Annotated in this window: 16 protein-coding genes and 1 tRNA gene; 10 read left to right on the forward strand and 7 right to left on the reverse strand. The window is 60.8% G+C overall.

Going from position 1 to position 20,594, the window contains the following annotated elements; translation table 11 throughout:
• The first annotated feature begins 55 nt into the window (after positions 1–55).
• Complete coding sequence (locus CAG41_RS20660; RefSeq protein WP_170930296.1) at positions 56–1,099, forward strand: AraC family transcriptional regulator; 1,044 nt, start codon at positions 56–58, stop codon at positions 1,097–1,099.
• 186 nt (positions 1,100–1,285) lie between these two features.
• A complete protein-coding gene (locus tag CAG41_RS20665) occupies positions 1,286–2,320 on the forward strand; it encodes an AraC family transcriptional regulator (protein ID WP_085656516.1) in 1,035 nt (344 codons plus the stop codon).
• Positions 2,321–2,376: 56 nt separating this feature from the next.
• Here the strand turns inward: CAG41_RS20665 and CAG41_RS20670 are convergent, their stop codons facing one another.
• A complete protein-coding gene (locus CAG41_RS20670; protein WP_085707413.1) occupies positions 2,377–3,942 on the reverse strand; it encodes a carboxylesterase/lipase family protein in 1,566 nt (521 codons plus the stop codon).
• A 158-nt stretch (positions 3,943–4,100) separates the two neighbouring features.
• Positions 4,101–5,174 (reverse strand): AraC family transcriptional regulator, encoded by a 1,074-nt coding sequence (locus CAG41_RS20675; protein ID WP_170930029.1) that lies wholly within the window; start codon positions 5,172–5,174, stop codon positions 4,101–4,103.
• Positions 5,175–5,466: 292 nt separating this feature from the next.
• Here CAG41_RS20675 and CAG41_RS20680 point away from each other — a divergent pair, with 292 nt between their 5' ends.
• The 6 genes from CAG41_RS20680 (at position 5,467) to CAG41_RS20705 (ending at position 14,708) form a co-directional block, all read left to right on the forward strand.
• Entirely contained in the window at positions 5,467–7,329 is a 1,863-nt protein-coding gene (locus CAG41_RS20680; protein WP_085707414.1) for a DUF1302 domain-containing protein, read from the forward strand.
• Entirely contained in the window at positions 7,329–8,675 is a 1,347-nt protein-coding gene (locus tag CAG41_RS20685; protein WP_085582398.1) for a DUF1329 domain-containing protein, read from the forward strand. The genes CAG41_RS20680 and CAG41_RS20685 overlap by 1 nt, the downstream gene beginning before the upstream one ends.
• Positions 8,676–8,879: 204 nt before the next feature.
• Positions 8,880–9,557 carry a DUF3313 domain-containing protein gene (locus CAG41_RS20690; protein WP_085707415.1) on the forward strand — a complete coding sequence of 226 codons (678 nt, stop codon included), beginning with the start codon at positions 8,880–8,882 and terminating at the stop codon, positions 9,555–9,557.
• A gap of 121 nt (positions 9,558–9,678) precedes the next feature.
• Entirely contained in the window at positions 9,679–11,013 is a 1,335-nt protein-coding gene (locus CAG41_RS20695; protein ID WP_218192174.1) for an amidohydrolase, read from the forward strand.
• A 1,250-nt stretch (positions 11,014–12,263) separates the two neighbouring features.
• Entirely contained in the window at positions 12,264–12,968 is a 705-nt protein-coding gene (locus CAG41_RS29215) for a methyl-accepting chemotaxis protein (protein WP_371856662.1), read from the forward strand.
• Positions 12,969–12,980: 12 nt separating this feature from the next.
• Positions 12,981–14,708 (forward strand): bifunctional diguanylate cyclase/phosphodiesterase, encoded by a 1,728-nt coding sequence (locus CAG41_RS20705; RefSeq protein WP_085582404.1) that lies wholly within the window; start codon positions 12,981–12,983, stop codon positions 14,706–14,708.
• Positions 14,709–14,925: 217 nt separating this feature from the next.
• Here the strand turns inward: CAG41_RS20705 and CAG41_RS20710 are convergent.
• Positions 14,926–15,013, reverse strand: a tRNA-Ser gene (locus tag CAG41_RS20710).
• Between the two features lie 123 nt (positions 15,014–15,136).
• On the opposite strand from CAG41_RS20710, the gene CAG41_RS20715 reads away from it, so the two are divergent.
• Positions 15,137–15,808, forward strand: a complete 672-nt coding sequence (locus tag CAG41_RS20715; RefSeq protein ID WP_085582406.1) for a Bax inhibitor-1/YccA family protein — start codon at positions 15,137–15,139, stop codon at positions 15,806–15,808.
• A gap of 73 nt (positions 15,809–15,881) precedes the next feature.
• Here the strand turns inward: CAG41_RS20715 and CAG41_RS20720 are convergent, their stop codons facing one another.
• Together CAG41_RS20720 and CAG41_RS20725 are read right to left on the reverse strand one after the other, a co-directional pair.
• A complete protein-coding gene (locus CAG41_RS20720) occupies positions 15,882–16,208 on the reverse strand; it encodes a YceK/YidQ family lipoprotein (RefSeq protein WP_085632802.1) in 327 nt (108 codons plus the stop codon).
• A 56-nt stretch (positions 16,209–16,264) separates the two neighbouring features.
• The gene (locus tag CAG41_RS20725; protein WP_085582410.1) at positions 16,265–16,702 is read right to left on the reverse strand and encodes an Lrp/AsnC family transcriptional regulator; all 438 of its coding nucleotides are present in this window, start codon (positions 16,700–16,702) and stop codon (positions 16,265–16,267) included.
• Between the two features lie 136 nt (positions 16,703–16,838).
• Here CAG41_RS20725 and CAG41_RS20730 point away from each other — a divergent pair, with 136 nt between their 5' ends.
• Entirely contained in the window at positions 16,839–17,732 is an 894-nt protein-coding gene (locus CAG41_RS20730; RefSeq protein ID WP_085582412.1) for a DMT family transporter, read from the forward strand.
• A gap of 3 nt (positions 17,733–17,735) precedes the next feature.
• Here CAG41_RS20730 and CAG41_RS20735 read toward each other — a convergent pair whose 3' ends face one another.
• On the reverse strand, positions 17,736–18,776 hold the full coding sequence (locus CAG41_RS20735) for an FUSC family protein (protein WP_170930297.1): 1,041 nt from the start codon (positions 18,774–18,776) through the stop codon (positions 17,736–17,738).
• Between the two features lie 46 nt (positions 18,777–18,822).
• Positions 18,823–20,448 carry an NADP-dependent glyceraldehyde-3-phosphate dehydrogenase gene (locus tag CAG41_RS20740; protein WP_085640097.1) on the reverse strand — a complete coding sequence of 542 codons (1,626 nt, stop codon included), beginning with the start codon at positions 20,446–20,448 and terminating at the stop codon, positions 18,823–18,825.
• Positions 20,449–20,594: the final 146 nt, after the last annotated feature.

Genomic DNA, 20,594 nt, shown 5'->3' on the forward strand with positions numbered 1-20,594 from the left:
GAGGCCGCGCAACGACGTGGCCCTGAAGAAACTTGCAGGCAACCGGTGAGCAGAGATGAATCCTTGGCTGACAAATAATTACCCCAATCACCGCGACCGCCTTTCGCTTTCGCCTTCGACGGTCATGGCGGGGATTCGCTTGTTGGAGTCGCGGGGAACATCGATGCAGGCGCTGCAGCAGCGCTGGAATTTCCCGTTGTCGGCATTGCGCCAACCGTATCTGCGGCTGCCGGCGTTTCTTTCGCGACACTTCTGGGAGTGCGCGCGAGCGTTGGACGATGACCCTGCCATTGGCGTGGCCGCCGCAAGGCCTGCGGATCTGGGCCAGTTGCTCGGCTTGAATTATCTGATGCAGCTGGCGCCTACACGCTTGGAGGCCCTGCACATGATGCAGCGCTTCTGGCCGCTGGTGGCCAGTCACCTCCAACTTCACTTCGATCAGCAACCCGGCACGCTGCGCTTCGAGTTGCAGGCCCCTGCAAAACTGCGACCGGCGGTGGAGGAGGTCGACTACTGGTGCGCCAGGCAGATCCATCATTTGCGCAGCTGGATATGCGCGCCGAACCCGATCATTGAGATCCACCTGCGGCGTCCGCCCCCCGTCGACGCCGGCCCTTGGCAGCGCCTGGCCGACAGACCGGTGTATTTCGCCGCACCACGCGATGAAATGGTGCTGGACGTCGAGGCGCTGCAGTTCGAACGACCGGCAGGCCCGCTCAGCGTGCGCAAGGCCCTGGAAGAGTCCATGGATGACTACGCCTGCCAGACCGCCAAAGGCAGCTTGCTGGAAATGGCCAGCAGTGCCGTACTGCAGGAGCTGCGCACAGGCATCAATCTGGAAGACATGGCCGAACGGCTGCACATGACCGCTCGCACCCTGCACAGGGCATTGCTGCGCGATGGCTGGAGTTTCAGCGAGCTGATCGATATCCATCGACGCTACCTGGCCCATGACCTCTTGCTGGACAGCCCTCTGTCAATCGCCGAAGTCGCCGATCAACTGGGATACAGTGAAGTCAGCAGTTTCACCCGTGCGATTCGCCGCTGGTATGGCACCACACCCAGCGAGCTGCGTGACGGAAAGGGCGGGCAGGGTTAATTTTTTGTCGGTTGGCGCCTCACATGAATGCGCTCGCCGGTGCCAATCTTGGTGCTCGAGTATGGCAGTGAGTGTGTGATCGAGCGTCGCTGAGCAGCACCCTGTCATTGACCTTGAACACCACTCTTATTGAGCGTCCCGTCGATCAGGCGGGACGCTTTTTTTTCGACCGCCAAGCCCGTGCCCATGAGTTCCAGCCCTTCAGCCGATGTATCCCATACCACGCTGGCGACGGTGGCTCGCTGCATTGCCAGAGGACTGGAAGCCGAGTACGGCATCGACGCCAGCGCCGTGTTGCAGAGTGCCGGTTTCGCATCCGGCGCGCTGTCGACCGATGAGCAACGCATCCCTCTGCCCGATTTCAGCCAGCTGTGGGCGCTGTGCGTCAAACTCACTGCAGAGGAACAGTTCGGCCTGCGTATCGCCCGGCACATCGCGCCGGCGGATTTGTATGGCATCGATCTGGCGCTCTATGCGAGCGCAACGCTGGGTGAGGCGGTCCAGCGCTTCGCCCAGCTCCTGGTGCTGCTCACCACCGCCACCGAAGGCAGGGTGCAGCGCGATTGCAACGGTGACTGGGTGCTCAGTTATCACCTCAAAAGCGGTGGCGAACCCTCGGCGCCCGCCAGGGATTTTTTCATCTATGCGCAAATCCACCTGTTCGAGCGGCAGTGCCAAATGACGGCAAGGCGCTTCTTGCGTCGGATTGAACTGACCCGTGCGCACCCCGTCGACCCGACGCCATGGCAGGCCTTGGGCGTACCGATCCATTTTGGTCGCGGCCATGCTTCGATGGTTTTTCACGCCGACATCTGGGACAGGCCGATACTGGGGACGAACGCGAAATTGCTGGCGCAAGTCGAGCAGCCGATCCTGCGCCAACTTGCGCGACTGGGGGCACCTCTGCCGTTGAGTGCATTGCGCACTCGCTTGATTGATCGACTGGACCGGCCCTTGAGCCTGGAACAGTTCGCCGCCGATCTGGGTATCTCTCCACAGAGCCTGGAACAGTCGCTGGGACAACAGCACGTCACGTTCAGCCAGCTACTGGATCAAACACGCGAAGCGCAAACGCTGCATCTGCTGGCCATGCCGGGGTTGAGCCTGGCGCAGATTGCTTCGCGGGTCGGCTACAGCAAGGTAAGCAGCCTGATCAGGGCTTTTCGGCGCTGGAAAGCAATGACCCCTTTGGCTTACCGCAAGGCGCTGTTCAAACACTGACTTTTCGAACGGCCCGGGGCCGGCGCAGGCCCGGGCAGCTCACAGGACGCAGGCGGTCACTGATGCGCCCGTTGCCCAGCGACCAGATCCAGGCGCGGCTTGAGTGGGTCGGTCCCGACGACAGGGCCCTCATTAGTGAAATGCATCAGTCGATCGATCGCCGGATCGTGCCGGGGCCATTGCAGCCTGCCTGCACCATTGGGGTCGCCGCTTTTGCCGAATGCCGTCCAGTAGGCACTGGCAAGACGGCCCATGGCCTTGTCGTCGGCAGTGACGCCCTTGCCGACCAACGCAGCCGGCAAGTCAAAGGTGTAAGGAATCTCCAGGGCATGCAACGTACCCTTTTGTTTGCCGCGCAGGACTTCGGCGACATAGCCGAAGCGATACAACCAGACCGGTTGCCCTGACCTGGCCACTTCGTCCGCCAAGTGCCTGGCGGGTTCAATCAGCGTCTCGTCGGCCAGGACATCGCTCTTCAGTTCCTCCAGCGCTTGTTCACCGCTCGGGTCGTACAGCCGCCTGGCTTCATCGGAAGCCTCACCGAAACGCGCGAACAGTTCGTCCTTGCTCTTGGCATCGCCGATCCCCAGGTCTCGACTGTTGGCGCCGACCAGTACAGGCATCTTGGCCTGATGCCCCGCAGCCAGTGCTTGTTCCGGCGACTCGATGATCATGCGTCCATCGAGGATGGCGCCAGCGACGCCGCTGACGGGGACACCACGGGAAAGCCCGGCCATCACTTCAGACGCCGAGGTGCCTTGCACCAGTTTTTCTGCGGGCAGTTTGCGCAGCGCCGCCAGCGCTTGCGCACCGTCGCCGTGGATGCCTTGCGAGCGGGCGTAGTCCAGCGCGCGCTGCCTGGCCTGTTCAAGTGAGGTCAACGGCAGGGCCGTCATGCGGGCGGTCGGAATGCCGGGCGATTGCAGAATGGCGCGCTGAAACAGCCCGTTGGACAAAGGGGAGGTGAGATGCACCAGAACCGAACCACCCCCGGCCGACTCGCCGAAAAGCGTCACTTGCCCGGGGTCGCCGCCGAATGCGGCAATGTTGCGCTGCACCCATTGAAGCGCTGCCTGCTGATCGAGGAAGCCATAGTTGCCGTGCACTTCATCCGGCGCGTCCTTTTCTTGAGCGGGGTGCGCAAAGAACCCCAGGCGTCCCATGCGGTAATTCATGCTGACGACAATAACGCCCTGCGCGGCCAAGGCATCCGCCGGGTAGAGGGATGTCGCGCCATGAACCAGTACGCCGCCGTAGATCCATACCATCACCGGCAGTGGTTGGGTGCTGGCGGCGGCCGGTCGCCAGATGTTCAGGGTCAGGCAATCTTCCGACATGGCCACCTTGTCGACTTGCATGCACTCTGGACCGAAAGCGTCTGCGCTTCTCACGCCGTCCCACGCCTTGGGCGGTTGCGGCGCCCGCCAGCGCAATTCACCGATGGGGGGCGTGGCATAGGGAATGCCCTTGAAGCTGAGTACCTCTTGTTTGGCGACACCTTGCAGCAACCCGGTATCGACGCGCACCTGTTCAGGAAACGGTGGCTTGCCGGTTGCCGCCGTTGCCAGCAGGGGCAGCCAACTGCCCAGCAGCACCGGTGCGACCCAGAATGGAACTTTCATTTCCCTGTCTCCCTTGATTCAACCCGTTACTCAACTGCAGGTAGCGCAGTCGGCATCACGCATGCCTGGACGATAACGATCGAAATTCTGTAGGGCCTCAGACGCATACGCATGTCTTCAACTGACAAAAAGAATACTGAGAGCCGAATCGGCTGCCGTTAACCGATCTGTTTTCGGTAACTGAGCGGGGTGATACCTTTCCACCGTCGAAACGCCCGGATCAAGCTGCTTTTGGAGCTGAAACCCACACGACTGGCGACCTGGTCCAGCGTCAGGTCGGGCAAGGCCAGAAGGTTGAGCGTCTGCGTCTCTCGGGTTTGATCAAGCAGTTTTGCAAAGGTGGTCTTTTGCTGGGCCAGGGAAAGGTTCACGCATTCGAAGGGCAGCGTCAGCGCGTCGGCCAGATGTTGCGGGCTGACTTCCTGCCCGAGTATTTCGGCCAGGCCTGCCCGCAATGCGCTGAGCGGTACAGGTGCACCAAGCCGGGCAAGGTGCTGCAGAATCGGCTGTTCAACTCGAACCAGCCAGTGCGCGTTGGCACCTGGCAGGGCTTTATCCCATGCCTCACGCTTGAAGACCAACGTTGAGCAAGATTGCCCGAACAGCACCTCAACGCCCAACTTCAGCCAGGGTGTCGGGTCGGCCGGCCGGGAGCGGGGGAGTTCCAGTCTGCGCAGAAAGTCCGGGGCCTTTGAGGAGCATTGGCGTTCAAACATCTTCACGTTGTGATAGTTGAAACAATCCCGTGCTGCATCGGCCGGCACTCGCACACCGGTGAGGCGGGTTTCCATCCGCCAGTCCCCCCTGTCGTCCTGCGACAGGTGTAGTCGGGTGACAGTGGTGATCAATGGAAGGAAGAGCACGAAACGTCGCACGGCGTCGCCGAGCGTGGCGCTGGTATAGAGCGCCAGATCAATGCCGTACAGATCGGAGGGGGCAAGGCGCCTGGCAATCCGAATGCCGACGTTCGGGTCGCCGCTGAGTTCGGTTGCGCGCAGCCACAAGGGTGTGATGTCGGTCAGATCCATGCGCAGTTCGTTATCCTGCAGGATGGCCGGGTCGAGTCCCAGATCGATCAGTACGGGCAACGGATCGATGCCGTAGTCCGTCTCCAGGGTTTTGGTAATGGCGCGTGCGACCGACGCCAGGGTGGTTCTGGCACCTGGAGTCGGGGGTGGCGGGGTGGTCTCCATCACTGCGTCTACTGCCAGGGGAAAAAGGATCTCCAGCATGACGCGCCGCGCCTGTACGCGCAATCGGCAGGGGCTGCGGCCCGATTTCGGGCCGGCACCGGCTGCATGCACGGATCAGCCCCACAGCAATGTCCCGGTATGCCGAGAGCGCCATCCCACTCCGGGGAAACTATTTGTCAGCCAATGACTCATGCCTGCGCGTTGTTTGCTCGCATGGTTACAGCGGGGCATTCGCTTTTTGCGTTATTAGGACTATCGCCAGCACCTGCAAGTGACTGGCGGACGCTTGAGTGCCTCATCGCCAATAAAAAAATAACAGGTGAGTCAACACATGAAGCAAGTCTCAATCACCCGCAGAGCCCGCCGTCAAACATCGCTTCCTTATCCGCACCTGCTTGCATTGGGCGTTGCCATCGGCAGCCAGTCTGTCAATGCAACAACCTGGCAGGTCAACGATGATTGGGGGCTGACCACTAACACCACACTCAGTCTGGGCACCAGTTGGGCGCTGAAAAATGCCGACAAGTTCCAGATGACGGCCGCGGATGCCGCCACTATCGGGAAAACCGGCACCGGCGTTAACTACAACGCCGATAACGGCAAGCTCAACTTCAGCAAGGGCGACACCCTCTCGACGGTGTTCAAAGGGTTGACCGACTTCGATCTGAACGATGGTTCGCAGGGCGCCTTCGTTCGATTCAAATACTGGTATGACCATGCCCTGGAGACAGGCAACGGTGACTACGAGAAATTCAATGATTCCGGCTGGCAGGACCTCGCCCGATTCAAAGGATTCGAAGTACTGGATGCTTATGTCTGGAAGGACTTCAACATTGCCGACCATTCGTTGAACGTCAAAGTCGGCAATCAAGTGCTGAGTTGGGGCGAGGCATTGTTCATTCAGAACGGTGTCAACGCGATCAACCCCCTCGACGTCTCGGCCTTCAACCGGCCGGGGGTGGAGCTCAAGGAAGGGCAGTTGCCCGTCGAGATGATCAGCTTCAACTTTGACTTGAGCGACTCGGTCAGCCTGGAAGGGTTCTGGCAGTACAACTTCCGTCCTTCGGTATTCGATGGTTGCGGCACCTTTTTCAGTATTGCCGACAACCTGCAGGAAGGCTGCCAGAACAACTACATGATCGCCGGCGGCACCGGCACCACGGCCCAATCCCTGCAGGACTTCAATCCCGCAGCGGGTGCCGCCAACGCGCAGCGTGAACGCTATCTGCGACGCACGTCCACGGACTACCCCAGTGATACCGGCCAGTACGGCCTTGCCATGCACTACACCATCGAGTCGTTGCATGATGCCGATCTGGGGCTGTACTACATCAACTACCACAGCAGGACTCCACAGCTTCAGGGCGTCATTGCCCGCCAGGCGCCGGCGGGGGCCAACGTCAACATCAATACCGGCGACTACTCAAACGTCTACCCCGAGGACATCCGTCTCTTCGGCGCCAGCCTGAGCGGCATCATCGGCACCACTGCCACCTTCGGTGAACTGAGCTATCGGCCCAACATGCCGCTGGCCTACAACGGCGCGGATTTCGTCGGACTGCTGGCGGGTTCGAACACCACGCCGATCCTGCCGTTGACGCCTGCGCAACTGGCGGCGGCCCGAGGTTCCGAAGTCGACGGTTATGCGCGCAAACCGCTTTGGCAGTTCAGCCTTGGCGCGGTCGACACCCTTTCCAACGTCATGGGGGCCAACCGCCTTTCACTGGCGGGAGAGGTGGGGTTCAACTGGATCGATGACATGGATGGGGAGCGTTTCGGTCGCGCCGGCGGCTACGGACGTACCTTGCCCACCACCGGTGTCGCCACTTCCTGCGTCGGTGCCGGCGCTGGCGGTCTGAACGCCGCGCAAGTCGCGCAGATGAATGCCGACTACTGCAACACCGATGGCATCTATACCAACTTCTCTTGGGGGTATCGCCTGCGCGCAGGTCTTTCCTATGAGGAGTTTCTGCCGGCAACGGTCATCACCCCCGCCATCAACTGGCGACATGACGTCGAGGGCTATGGCCCCAATTTCCAGGAAGGTCAACAAGCCGTGGGTCTGACATTGACCTTCGACTACCGCAACGATTACTCGCTGGAATTTGCCTACAACGAATTCCTTGGAAACAACAAATTCTCCACCATCGATGACCGCGATTTCGCCTCGGTGAATCTCAAGGTGAGCTTCTAATGAAAAACATCACACAGAAATTGCCGCTCGTTCTGGCCTTGATGGCCGCCTGCGCCATTGTCCAAGCCAAACAGAACGACCCTGGGTTGATCGGTGCGAAACTGACACCCATGGGGTCGGAGAAAGCAGGGAATAGCGATGGCAGCATTCCGGCCTGGACGGGGGGCATCGCCGCCAACGCGGCTCCCGTCAGCGCGAACGGCGACTATGCCGATCCGTTCGCTGCGGAGAAACCGCTCTATACCGTGACCAAGGATAATGTCGGTCAATACAAGAGTGTCCTGACGCCGGGCCAGGTGGCCATGTTCACGCGGTTCCCCGACTATCGCATGCCGGTGTATCCGACCCATCGTACCGCCACGATTCCCAAGACCGATCAGGATGAAGCGAAGGCTAACCTGGGTAAGGTCGAGTTGGCCGACAGCGGGTACGGCCTGAAAAACTACAATTTCGGGATTCCCTTTGCAGAGCCCACTGAACCTTTGGAAGTGCTCTGGAACCATTTGACCCGTTATCGCGGTGGCTCTTTCGTTCGAGAGATCGCGTCGGCCACCGTTCAGGACCAAGGACAATCCACCGTTGTGACCTACAACCAGGTGGCTGCATTCCGCGACCGGATCAAGGATCTCGATCCCCAAGATAACCTGCTCTATTTCTATCGCGCGCAGACCTTGACGCCTTCGCGCTACGCAGGCGAAGTGACCCTGATTCACGAACCGATGAACCAGGTCACAGAGGCGCGTTCGGCCTGGCAGTACCTGCCGGGGCAACGCCGCGTACGCCGCGCGCCCACCGTCTCCTATGACAGCAGCGCGCGCTACAGCTTTGGCCAGATCACCAGCGACGGGACCGACGGCTTCAACGGAGCACCGGACCGGTACGACTGGAAGCTGATCGGAAAGCAGGAGTTGCTGGTGGGGTACAACGCCTACAAGTTGAACAGCAAATCCCTGAAGTACGCTGATCTGCTCAAGCCCGGGCATCTGAGTGCGGATCCGCTGCGTTATGAGAAACACCGCGTATGGGTCATCGAGGCAACACTCAAACCCGATGCGCGCCATGTCTACGGCAAACGCCGCTTCTACATCGACGAAGACTCGTGGCAGATCCTGGCTTCGGACATGTATGACACCCGCGGCGAGTTGTGGCGCCTGTTCGAAGCGCACTACGCGATGTTGTACGACGTACAGGTCCCGACCACTGTTGCCGAAACCACTTACGACCTGATTTCGGGGCGCTACGGGGTTTCCCAGATGACCAACGAGGTCAATCAGAAGGTCGCCTACGGTGCGCCGATGGTCAAAGCCGATTTCACGCCTGCGGAAATCCGGCGCCTGGGTAAATGAGTCGGCGCGAGCCCACCTGAGTGGGTTCGCCCATCTGTTGCTGGCATAGGGCGCGCGGGGCCGGTTTCCATGGATCAATTCCCGGAACTCCGAACCCGTGCTTCGATGCACGGCACCCACGACTTCGTGATCAAAGCCATGCAAGACGGTGCTGGGCCTATGTGCTCAGGGCGCTGTCGACATTCTGAAATGGAGTCTTATGCAATGAGAGCGATGTTACTCAATGGACTATTGTGGGCGGCAACTGTAGGCCTGACGGGTTGCGCAGGTTCGCAAGTGGAGCCTGGCCAATACTCGGGATTTCTGCGGGATTACAGTCATCTGCAACCTGGCGATAGCGCGTCGGGCAAGCCCGTGATGCGCTGGGTCGATGCCCAGGCAGACTTTTCGACCTACACCCGGATCTACATTGAACCCAGCCAGCTTTATCCCGCGCCCATAACCACCGCTGTCATTTCCGGCCAGACACTGCAATCGATCACTCAGTATTTCGATGAAGCCCTCAAGCGCGAGTTCGGCAAAAAACTGAAGTTGGCCAACGCTCCGGGGCCCGACACCATCGTTATGCGTCCGGCCATCACCGCCGTGTCAACACATAACGAAGGCCTGAAGCCTTATGAGTTCCTGCCGCTGTGGTTTCTCGCCGCCACCGTGAACACCGCCGCCGGGGGGCGTGATCAGACAGTGGAAATCGCTACTGAGGCTGAGTTTCTCGACGGGAACAGCCACAGACTGCTGGCACAGGTGGTACGCAAAAGTACCGCGCACGAACTCGAGAATGACAAGCAGCGGCTAACCGTCAATGACGTCAAGTCAGCCATCGATGGGTGGGCCGGCGACATGCGTCAGGGTTACGAAAAGCTCAGGAGCGCAAGCCGCTAAGCGCGTTTGCGCTCGGATGGTCATTCGCCGTCCGCATTTTCTTATGAGCAATCCAATGAAAGAACGGGAGCCCTTGATCAGGCGAACTCCCTCTGCCCATCAAGCACAAGAGGATGTTTCTGTGCCATTTCGTTTTTATTTGAGCTCGCTCGCCATCGCTTTGAGCACTTGCTCTGTGCAGGCCGCAGACCCAGATGTCACTCAACAGATCAATGCGCTGGTCTCCCAGGACGAGCCGCATCTGATCGAAGTGTTCAAACACCTGCACCAGAATCCGGAACTCGCTTTTCAGGAGAAAGAAACCTCGGCGTTGGTGGCCAATGAGTTCAAGGCACGAGGTTTTGAAGTCAAGAGCGGCATCGGCAAGACCGGTGTGGTGGGCATTTTTCGCAATGGGCCAGGGCCTGTGGTGATGTATCGGGCCGACATGGATGCACTGCCTGTGAAAGAGACAACGGGGCTGCCTTACCAAAGCACCAAAAGCGCAAATTGGCTTGGGGATCCCAACCAGCCGGTGATGCACGCCTGTGGTCATGATGCCCATACCACCTGGCTGTTGGAGGTGGCGAAAGTCATGACCCAGCTCAAGGATCATTGGTCCGGAACCCTCGTGCTGGTGGCTGAACCTGCCGAGGAGATCATCGAAGGGGCCAACGCCATGGTGCAGAACGGCCTCTACGACTTCGCCCCCAAACCCGATGTCCTGCTGGCGGCCCATGTGTTCCCGGTTTATCCCGCTGGCAGTGTCGCCGTCCGTGAGGGCAAGCGACTGGCGGGCACCGATCAGCTCGACGTTGTGTTGCCTGGGGTGGGCGGGCATGGTTCGGCGCCGCACACGGCAAAAGATCCCGTCGTAATGGGTGCCATGGCGGTGATGGGGTATCAGACCATCGTCAGTCGCATGGTCAATCAGGCCGAGCCGGCTGTGTTGACGGTGGGCGCCTTTCAGGCGGGAACCAGCAACAACATCATTCCCGACAGCGCTTCACTCAAGCTCAATTTGCGTTGGTACGACGAGCGTGTCCGCGAGCGGATGATCACGGGTATCAAGTCGGTCAACACCGGTGTGTTGGACATGAACGATATGCCCGCCGAACGCAAGCCTGTGTACACCATGAAGGGGCACTCCACGCCGTTGGTCAACGACGCGGGGGCGACCGTCACTGCCCGTGCCGCCTTGGTGCGCCAACTGGGTGCCGACAAGGTATTGAACGGCTTGCCGCCTGCAATGGGGTCGGAAGACTTTCACATGCTCGCCACACCTTTTCCCGACACCAAAATCATGTTTGTCGAGGTGGGGGGCGGGCTCCCCGATGCTTATACCAACCTGATCGAGAAAGGACTGGCGCCGGCCATGAACCACAGCCCGAAGTTCGTCGTCGAGCTACCGGCGATTGCAGCGGGTGCGCGGGCCATGAGCGCGACACTGTTGGCGTTTTTCGCCAAACCGCAATAGCCGCACGTTGTGTTGCCCGACTCTGGCTCTTTATCTGGTGAGGATCGCCAGGTTGGAGTCGGGTAAGTCTTCTACGCCATCTCAAATGCCTTTAGAGCATTTCGCAATGCAGTTGAGCGCAGGTCAGGCGCTCAGGGCTGCCGGGGACTCAACCCTCTGTGCAGCTATCGCCATTGCGGGCATGTAAATCCAGATTCAGGAATATAGAAATGAAATTAGCCAACACATCGAGAGCGATCCAATACGTGCTGGTTGCGATAGTGGCGACATTTTCAGGCCTGCTTTACACCTTCGTGACGCTCAAACAAGCCGCCCATGATGCACGCGAGGTCAGCGAGAGGCGTTATCAGTCCTACTTGCTGGCGGATGAACTTCGCCAAAGCTCCGACGATTTGACCCGCCTGGGGCGGACTTATGTAGTGACGGCCAACCCGGAGTACGAGCGCGAGTACCTGCAGATTCTCGATATTCGTAACGGGAAGGCTCCGCGTCCTGAAGCCTATCACCGCATTTACTGGGATTTCGTCGCGGCGGGCAATGCGCAGCCTCGCCCTGATGGCGAGGCGGTGGCCCTGGAAACCCTGATGAAGCGGGATGGTTTCACGGATGATGAGTTCGCCAAACTCAAGGAAGCGCAGGCCAATTCAGACAAGCTTGTTCAACTCGAAGTCCAGGCGATGAATGCGGTCAAGGGCAAGTTCGTGGATGCCCAAGGCAACTACACCGTCAACGGCGAGCCTGATCTCGCGCTCGCTCGTACCTTGGTGCACAGCCCGCAATATCATGCCTTCAAGGCACAGATCATGAAGCCGGTCGATGAATTCTTCGGCCTGATGGAAGGGCGCACATCGCGGGCGGTATCACAGGCAAACGACGCGCTGAATTTTGCGCAGAATCTGTTTGTGGCGGTTTTGCTCATGTTGATCGGTGAGATCGGCCTGATGATTTACTTGGGGCGAAAACAAATCATCGAGCAGTTGGGCGGCGCCCCGGCCGAACTGGACCGTGTGTTGACGGAAATTGCGAGCGGCAATCTGGCCGTGACGATTCACGATGCCCCGGAAAGGAGCGCCCTAGGCAGCGTGCGGGTGATGACCCGTACGTTGAGGACTCTGATCGGCGCCATTACCCAGACGAGTGAACAGTTGCGCGGTGCTGTGGCGCAAGTTGCCCAGGTGGTGGAAGAGACCGCTGCACGGGCGTCTCAACAACGGGAAATGACTGACCTGGTGGCCACTGCCGTGCATGAGATGGGGCTTACCGTTCAGGAGATCGCCCGCAATGCCAGTGGTGCGGCAGAGGCGTCGCAAGTGGCGCAAGCAGAAGCTCATCAAGCCAGCGGCATCGTCGGTGAGTCCACCGCGCACATCGAAAAAATGGCCGAGGAAATCGGAACAGCCGGTCACTCCGTCGGTGAGCTGGCCGAACACGTGTCGTCTATCGATCAAGTGCTGGCGGTGATTCGCGGCATTTCGCAACAGACCAACCTGCTGGCGCTGAACGCCGCCATCGAGGCGGCACGGGCCGGCGAGTCGGGGCGCGGATTTGCCGTCGTAGCCGACGAGGTCCGAACCCTGGCCGGCCGCACCCAGAACTCCACGGATGAAATCCAGCAAATGATCCAGGGCCTCAAGCAAGGGGCGGAAACAGCCGTCAGTTCCATGCGCGCTGGCCAGGCGGCAACGCAGACCGGCGTCGATGCCAGCCAGCGGACCAATCAATCGTTGGAGGCAATCGCGTCGCAGATCGAACGGATCAGCGACATGAACAGCCAGGTGGCGACCGCGACAGAGGAACAGTCCTCGGTTACCGAGGAAATCAATCGCAACGTTCAAGGCATTGCCGACCTGGCTCATTTCACCTCCAGTGAAACCCATCGCTGCCAGCAGGATTGCCAGACGTTGCGTCAGGTGTGTGATGAATTGACGGCGCAGGTCGGCAACTTCCGCCTGTAGGGGGCACATTCGATGTCTCAGCAGAAAGACGATGCCCCGAGTGGCCGACACAACGATGCTCCGATAGTCCTGGACCTGTCGCTGTTCGACGCCATCACTGATGCGTCGCCCAATACGGTTCTGGTCATCGATGAGCGCGGCATCATCCAGGCGGCAAGCCACTCGGTGCTGCATAACTTCAATTTCGCCCAAGTGGAGTTACTTGGGCAAAATCTCTCGGTCTTGCTGCCCGAAGCCTACAACCAGCGCCAGCCGACCTATCTTGAAAGTTTTCGCAATGCCAGCAGGCGCAGGGTCGTCGGCGGCGGGCGCGAGGTGCTGGGGCAGCGCAAAGACGGTTCCTATTTCCCCATGCAGTTCAACGTCAATGAATTCCAGCTGGGGGGACAACGCGCCTTCGTCGGCGTCTGCTACGACATCAGCGAACGCCATCGATTGACCAAGCGAATCACCCAATTGGCCACTTACGATGACCTGACCGGGTGCATCAATCGCCATCAGTTTGTGGAAATGCTGGAAAAAGCCTTGGGCAATTGCCAGCAGACCAACGGTCGATTGGGTTTGCTCTTCATTGATTTGGACGGATTCAAGAACATCAACGACAGCTACGGCCACGGAGTGGGTGATCGCCTGCTCAAACAGGTCGCCGAACGTTTGCGCCTGGCTTTGAGGGGCGGCGATATTTTGGGGCGAGTCGGTGGTGACGAGTTCGTGGCGTTCCTGTTGCTGAACGATGGCGACAAGGCCGAGCAGATCGCAGACCGCTTGATCAAAAGTCTCCAGCAGTTGTTCGACATCGATGGTGTGCCGCTGTTGGTCTCGGCCAGCATCGGGATCAGTCTGTTTCCCGAGCATGGCCGATCGGCGGACAAACTGATCAACGCGGCGGATATCGCGATGTACCGGGGCAAGTCCGACGGGGGCGGCGAAGTACGTATTTTCAGCCATGAGATGCGTGAGGAAAACGAGCGCAACTATCGACTGGTCTCTTGTTTGCGCGAAGCGCTTGAGCTTGGGCAATTCGAACTGCACTACCAATTGCAGTTCGATACGCGAACCTTCCTGCCTTCAGGCCTGGAGGCGCTTATTCGCTGGCACCATGGCGATACACTGTTTGCACCCGGCCAGTTCATAGCCATCGCGCAGAAATATCGCCTGATGCCCGCCATTACCCGTTGGGTCATTCGTCAGGCGTGTGTCGATAACGCCTGGCTGATCAAGTCGGGCATTCTGGATGTGCCGGTAGCGGTGAATGTTTGTGTGGATTCGTTCGTCGACGAGCAGTTCGTAGAGGTGATACAGCAAATGATCAAGGAGACCGGACTGCCACCCGAGAGACTGGTCCTGGAAATCACCGAAGACGTGGCCATGACGGGCGCGGAGCAGGCCATGCGCAATTCGCTGGCGTTTCGCCGCTCGGGCATTCGCCTGGCGATGGACGACTTTGGCACGGGGTATTCATCCCTTGGCCGCTTGCGTAGCCTTCAGTTCCACAAGTTGAAAATCGATCGATCCTTCGTGGCGATGCTGCCTGGCAGTACCGCCGATCAGGAGATCGTGCGCGCCATTCTCAGCATTGCCCGTGCATTGGGCATGCAGGCAATTGCCGAAGGTATCGAAACCCGCGAGCAACTGGCGTTCCTGCAGGCCGAAGGATGTCACGAAGGGCAGGGGTACTGGTTCGCCAGACCCATGCCGTTGGAGGCACTCATTACTTGGGTCGAAGGGCGGATTCAGTAACAGGAGGGTATTTCAGGGGAACCGTAGGCAAGCCGTTTGCGGGGACGTAGCGCTCAAACCGGGCTCTGGTGCTGGACAGCTGTGTGGGATGGGCCACTGAGTGGCCCTTCGTGAAATGGCTGAAAAGATGCGAAAACGATCCAGGGGGAAAGAATAGGATTCCTGAATGCCAGAAACGACAAAGCCCTGAATAATCAGGGCTTTGTCGTATAGAAGATGGCGGAGGCGATGGGATTCGAACTCATGGACCTGTTACAGTCGACGGTTTTCAAGACCGTTGCCTTAAACCACTCGGCCACACCTCCGTTTGCATTGCGGGCGCCATAATACCTGAATGAAACACACTGTCAAACTCTGTACATGGCTTGTTGCAGAGCGTCTGTTATCATCTTTGCGACTGAACGTTTCAAACCAACAGGAGTGTCGCCATGCGCGAACAGGATTACGCAGTTCACAACGGCGTGCAGGCCGAGCAGCTAGAAGTTAGCCGCGTCCTGCGCAACACCTACGGCCTTCTGGCGCTCACCCTCGCATTCAGTGGCGTGATGGCGTTCGTGGCCCAGCAGATGCGCGTCGGCTACCCGAACATCTTCGTGGTGCTGATCGGTTTCTACGGGTTGTTCTTCCTCACCAACAAGCTTCGCGATTCGGCCTGGGGCCTGGTGTCGGCGTTTGCCCTGACCGGTTTCATGGGCTTCCTGCTCGGCCCGATCCTCAACCGTTACCTGGGCATGCAGGGCGGCGCCGAAGTGGTCAGCTCCGCGTTCGCGATGACGGCCCTGGTGTTCGGCGGCCTGTCGGCCTACGTGCTGATCACCCGCAAGGACATGAGCTTCCTGGGCGGCTTCATCACCGCCGGTTTCTTCGTGCTGCTGGGTGCGACGCTGGCCAGCTTCTTCTTCCAGATCAGCGGCCTGCAACTGGCGATCAGCGCAGGTTTCGTGCTGTTCTCGTCGGTCTGCATCCTGTTCCAGACCAGTGCGATCATCCACGGTGGCGAGCGCAACTACATCATGGCCACCATCAGCCTGTATGTATCGATCTACAACCTGTTCGTCAGCCTGCTGCAACTGTTCGGCATTCTGGGCCGCGACGACTGATCGGTTATCGCGCAACCCTAAAAAAACCCGCTTCGGCGGGTTTTTTGTTGCCTGTGAAAACGCGCAGGCGTTATCAGTTGATGACGATGCTGCCGTCGGTGTGCTGCCGGTAGACCGTGTAAGGCAACAGCAGGGTGTCCAGCACCCCGGACGCCGCCGCATCGATCACTACGCCGAGCGGCGCGTTGCTGTGGTTGAAGGCATCGACGCCGTCTCCCAGTTGGGCGTTCAACTGGCAGAAATCGAATGCCACGCCGCTGTAGATCCGCGGTACGGCCCCGCAATAGGTTTTCTTGTCCTTGAGGTAGTCCACGGACGTCTGGTCGGAACGCGCCACGGTCTGCACCGTTCCGCAGCCGGTGAGCGTCAACGCCGCCAGCGCCATTGCCAAGACCTTCATGCCGCATTCCTTCGCCTGAAAAACATCAATCTACGCTGATCCCGTCGGTAAAGCACTCAGTTCATCGGCGGCAATCGACGTTTCACTGGGGTTTTCTTGACGATGGCGGTATTGGTTTCCGCCAGGGTGTTGAGCCGGTCGAGCAGGGTGTCCAGCTGCTCCATCGAGCGTACGTGCAGGCGGGCGATGAAGCAGTCCTCGCCGGTGACCTTGTCGCACTCGGTGAATTCGGGGATCGACAGGATCTGCCGCTCCACTTCCTGCAACTGCCCCGGCAGCGGCCGCACCCGGACGATGGCCTGCAACTGGTAGCCGAAGCACTTCGGGTCGATCTCCACGGTGTAGCCCTTGAGCACGCCGCGCTCTTCCAGCCGTTTCAGCCGCTCGGCGACGCTGGGGGAGGAGAGGCCGCTGATCTGCGCCAGGGCCTTGAGCGAGCGGCGCGAGTCCTCCATCAAGGCGCCGATGAGGATCTGGTCGATGTCGTCGGTCATGGTGCGGTTCCTGATTAGGCGGTGGAGGGCATCCACCCTCGATAAAAAAGGCGGATCTTGAGTTTAGCCTTCTTTTTGCGCTGGAGAGATGTCGGCGTGGCTTGGCATACTTTGGCCACAACACAGGAGATTTGAAATGGACAAGACCCTGCGCCGCGGCTCACTCGAAATGACCGCCGCCATGCTGATTTCCGGGACGATCGGCTGGTTCGTGCTGGTGTCCGGGCAACCGGTGCTGGACGTGGTGTTCTGGCGCTGCGTGTTCGGCGCCGGCACCTTGCTGCTGATCTGCGCCGCGTTCGGCTTTCTGCGGCCGGGCATCCTGACCCGCACCACCTTCCTGCTGGCGGTGCTCAGCGGACTGGCGATCGTCGGCAACTGGGTGCTGCTGTTCGCTTCCTACTCGCGGGCCTCGATCGCCATCGGCACGGCGGTGTACAACGTCCAGCCGTTCATGCTGGTGGGGCTGGCGGCGCTGTTCCTGGGCGAGAAGATCACGCTGCAGAAGCTGCTCTGGCTGGCGGTCTCGTTCATGGGCATGTTGGCCATCGTCAGTGCCCACGGCGGGCAGGGCGAAAGCGGCAACGACTATCTGACGGGCATCGCCCTGGCGCTGGGCGCGGCGTTTCTCTATGCCATCGCCGCGTTGATCATCAAGCGCCTCACCGGCACGCCGCCGCACCTGATCGCGTTGATCCAGGTCTGCACCGGCGTGTTGGCGCTGGCGCCGTTCGCGCACTTCTCCGCGCTGCCCCAGACGCCGAACGCGTGGGCCAGCCTGGTGACGCTCGGCGTCGTCCACACCGGGCTGATGTATGTGCTGCTGTACGGCGCGATCCAGAAACTGCCGACCGCGCTGACCGGCGCCCTGTCGTTCATCTACCCGATTGCGGCGATCTTCGTCGATTGGGTTGCCTTCGGCCATCGCCTGGAGACTCTGCAATGGCTGGGCGTGGCGGCGATTCTGCTGGCCGCCGCCGGCATGCAGCAGGGCTGGGGCCTGAAGTCGCGGCGCCTGGCCGCGCAGTAGTCCTCAAAGGTTCCAGCGCGGGGCGGATGTCGCCAGGCGCTGGCGCATGTCGCCGATGTTGGCCGCCAGTTGCCGGGTCAGCAGCCGGTAGCCGTCCAGCGCGCTGTAGACCGGTGCGTCGAGGCTCGCGTCCGGCAGCGCCATCGGCCGTCCCAGACGCTGGACGGCGCCGGACTTCAGCGCCCGGGCCATGCCGACCAACTGCACGCGGACATGCCGGTGTTCGGCCTTCAGCGCCGCTTGCAGATGGGCCATGGCATGCGGGTCGTTGGCGTCCGGCCGGGTGTTGCCGAGGATCTCCAGGGTGCTGATGCACAGGCGCAGGTTGCGCTGGATCGCATCCAGTTCGGTCATCGACACGTTCACTTCCTTGGACACCGACGGCATCAGCGAGCGCAGCTGCACCATCGCCGCGTTCAAGCGGTTCATCAGCTTCAGGTGTTCGTCGGCGTTGACCGGCTGGCCGCCGATGATACGTCCGTAGACCGTCGCGCAGTCGCGCAAGGCATCGGCCAGGTTGTAGCGCCACGAATACACCGCGTACAGCGGCAAGGCGAAGGAAAAGGCCAGGGCCAGGGCGATGCCGATCAGGATGTCGACCCCGCGCCACAGGCCGTCGGTGATGGGGTTGTCGCCATGGCCGGCGACGATGAAGACGGTGATGGCCGAGAGCAGGGCGGTGTAGCCGCCCTTGCCGATGGCGTGATAGGAGAAGAAGCCGCAGACCACGGCCATGGCGAAGTAGGTCAGCCACGGCAGGCCGAGCCAGGCCTGCTGCGCCACCAGCGCCAGGCCCACGCCGGCGCCGATCAGGGTGCCGGTGGCGCGTTCGGCGGCTTTCTTGCCGATGTTGCCGTGATGCTGCAGGCCGCCGATCACCACCAGCATGGTCACCGATGCCCACTCGCCGTGGGGCAGGTTGATGCCGGTGGTCAGCGCGATGGTCGCCAGCAGCCCCAGCGCCACCCGCACGGCGTGGATCAGCCGGGCATGCCGGTAGCGCCGGTAAGGGTCCAGCAGCGGCCGCAGGATCCGCCGCAGCAGCGGCGGCCAGCGGTGGGGGCTGAAGGTGCTCAGCGGCGTTCGCTCCTCAGAAGATGTAGTCGGTGGCGATGAAGTTCGAGTCCCGCCCGCGGATGATCTCGCTGATCAGATCCTTATTGTTGTCCTGGAACTTGGTCGCCACCAGGGTGCGGATCGAAAACACCCGCAATGCGTCGTGCACCGACAGCGTGCCTTCGGCGGAGTTTTTCCGGCCGTTGAACGGGTAGGTGTCCGGGCCGCGCTGGCACTGGGCGTTGAGGTTGATGCGGCCGACCTGGTTGGCGAAGGTGTCCACGAGCCGGCCGATCGCCACCGGGTTGGTGCCGAAGAGGCTCAACTGCTGGCCGAAGTCCGATTCCAGCACATAGTCGATCACCGTATCGAGGTGGCGGTACGGCACGATCGGCACCACCGGGCCGAACTGCTCTTCCTGATAGACGCGCATCTGCGGCGTCACCGGGTACAGCACCGCCGGGTAGAAGAACGACGCGCGGGCCTCGCCGCCGTTGGGGTTGACCACCGCCGCACCCTTGCTCACCGCGTCGGCCACCAGGCCGTGCAGGTAATCGACCTTGCCCGACTCCGGCACCGGCGTCAGCGCCACGCCGCTGTCCCACGGCATGCCGGGTTTGAGGCTGGCCAGTTTGGCGTTGAATTTCTCGATGAAGCGATCGACCACGTCTTCATGGACGAAGAGGATTTTCAGCGCCGTGCAGCGCTGGCCGTTGAACGACAGGGAGCCGGTGACCGCTTCGCTGACCGCGTTGTCCAGGTCCACCTCCGGCAGGACGATGCCGGGGTTCTTCGCGTCCAGGCCCAGGGCCGCGCGCAGGCGGTGCGGCTTGGGGTGCAGCTTCTTCAGGTCGCTGGCGGCCTTGTTGGTGCCGATGAAGGCGAAGATGTCGATCTTGCCGCTGGCCATCAGGGCACTGACGGTCTCGCGGCCGCTGCCGTAGATCACGTTGATCACGCCGGTCGGGAAGCTGTCGCGGAACGCCTCCAGCAGCGGACGGATCAGCAGCACGCCGAGCTTGGCAGGCTTGAACACCACGGTGTTGCCCATGATCAGCGCCGGGATCAGCGTGGTGAAGGTCTCGTTCAGCGGGTAGTTGTAGGGGCCCATGCACAACGCGACGCCCAGCGGCACGCGGCGGATCTGACCGAGGGTGTCCTGTTCCAGCTCGAAGCGGCTGGAGCGGCGGTCGAGCTCCTTCAGGGCGTTGATGGTGTCGACGATGTAGTCGCAGGTACGGTCGAATTCCTTTTCCGAATCCTTGAGGTTCTTGCCGATCTCCCACATCAGCAGCTTCACCACCGCGTCGCGCTGCTGGCGCATGCGGCCCAGGAACGCCTCGACGTGCTGGATGCGCTCGGCCACCCGCATGGTCGGCCACAGGCCCTGGCCCCGGTCATAGGCACGCACGGCGGCGTCGAGGGCGGTGAGGGCGGTGTCGGCGTCCAGCAGCGGCGTGCTGCCGAGGATCACCTGTTCGTCGCCGTTGTCGCCGTGTAGGTACACCGGGCTGCGCACGGTGGCGAGAGGGCCGTCCCAGCGGCGCAGCTCGCCGTCGACCAGGTACTCGCGCTGCTCGGTCTGGCCGTCGAGGCGGTATTTATCCGGGATGTCGCTGACAGATGGGAACAGGTTGCCAAGGATGTTTGCTGAGGTCATGTCACTACCCTGTAGATGATGTCGGCGTACGGATTGGAAAAGGCTTCAGTGGTTATACGCCTGAACGGCCCCGGAGTTAAACCCGTGCGGGTCAGGCAAAGGCGCGAAACAGAGCCGGTTGCTCGCGATGGCGGTGTGTCAGGGAC

This window comes from Pseudomonas sp. B35(2017), assembly GCF_002113645.1.
Taxonomy (GTDB): domain Bacteria; phylum Pseudomonadota; class Gammaproteobacteria; order Pseudomonadales; family Pseudomonadaceae; genus Aquipseudomonas; species Aquipseudomonas ekonensis.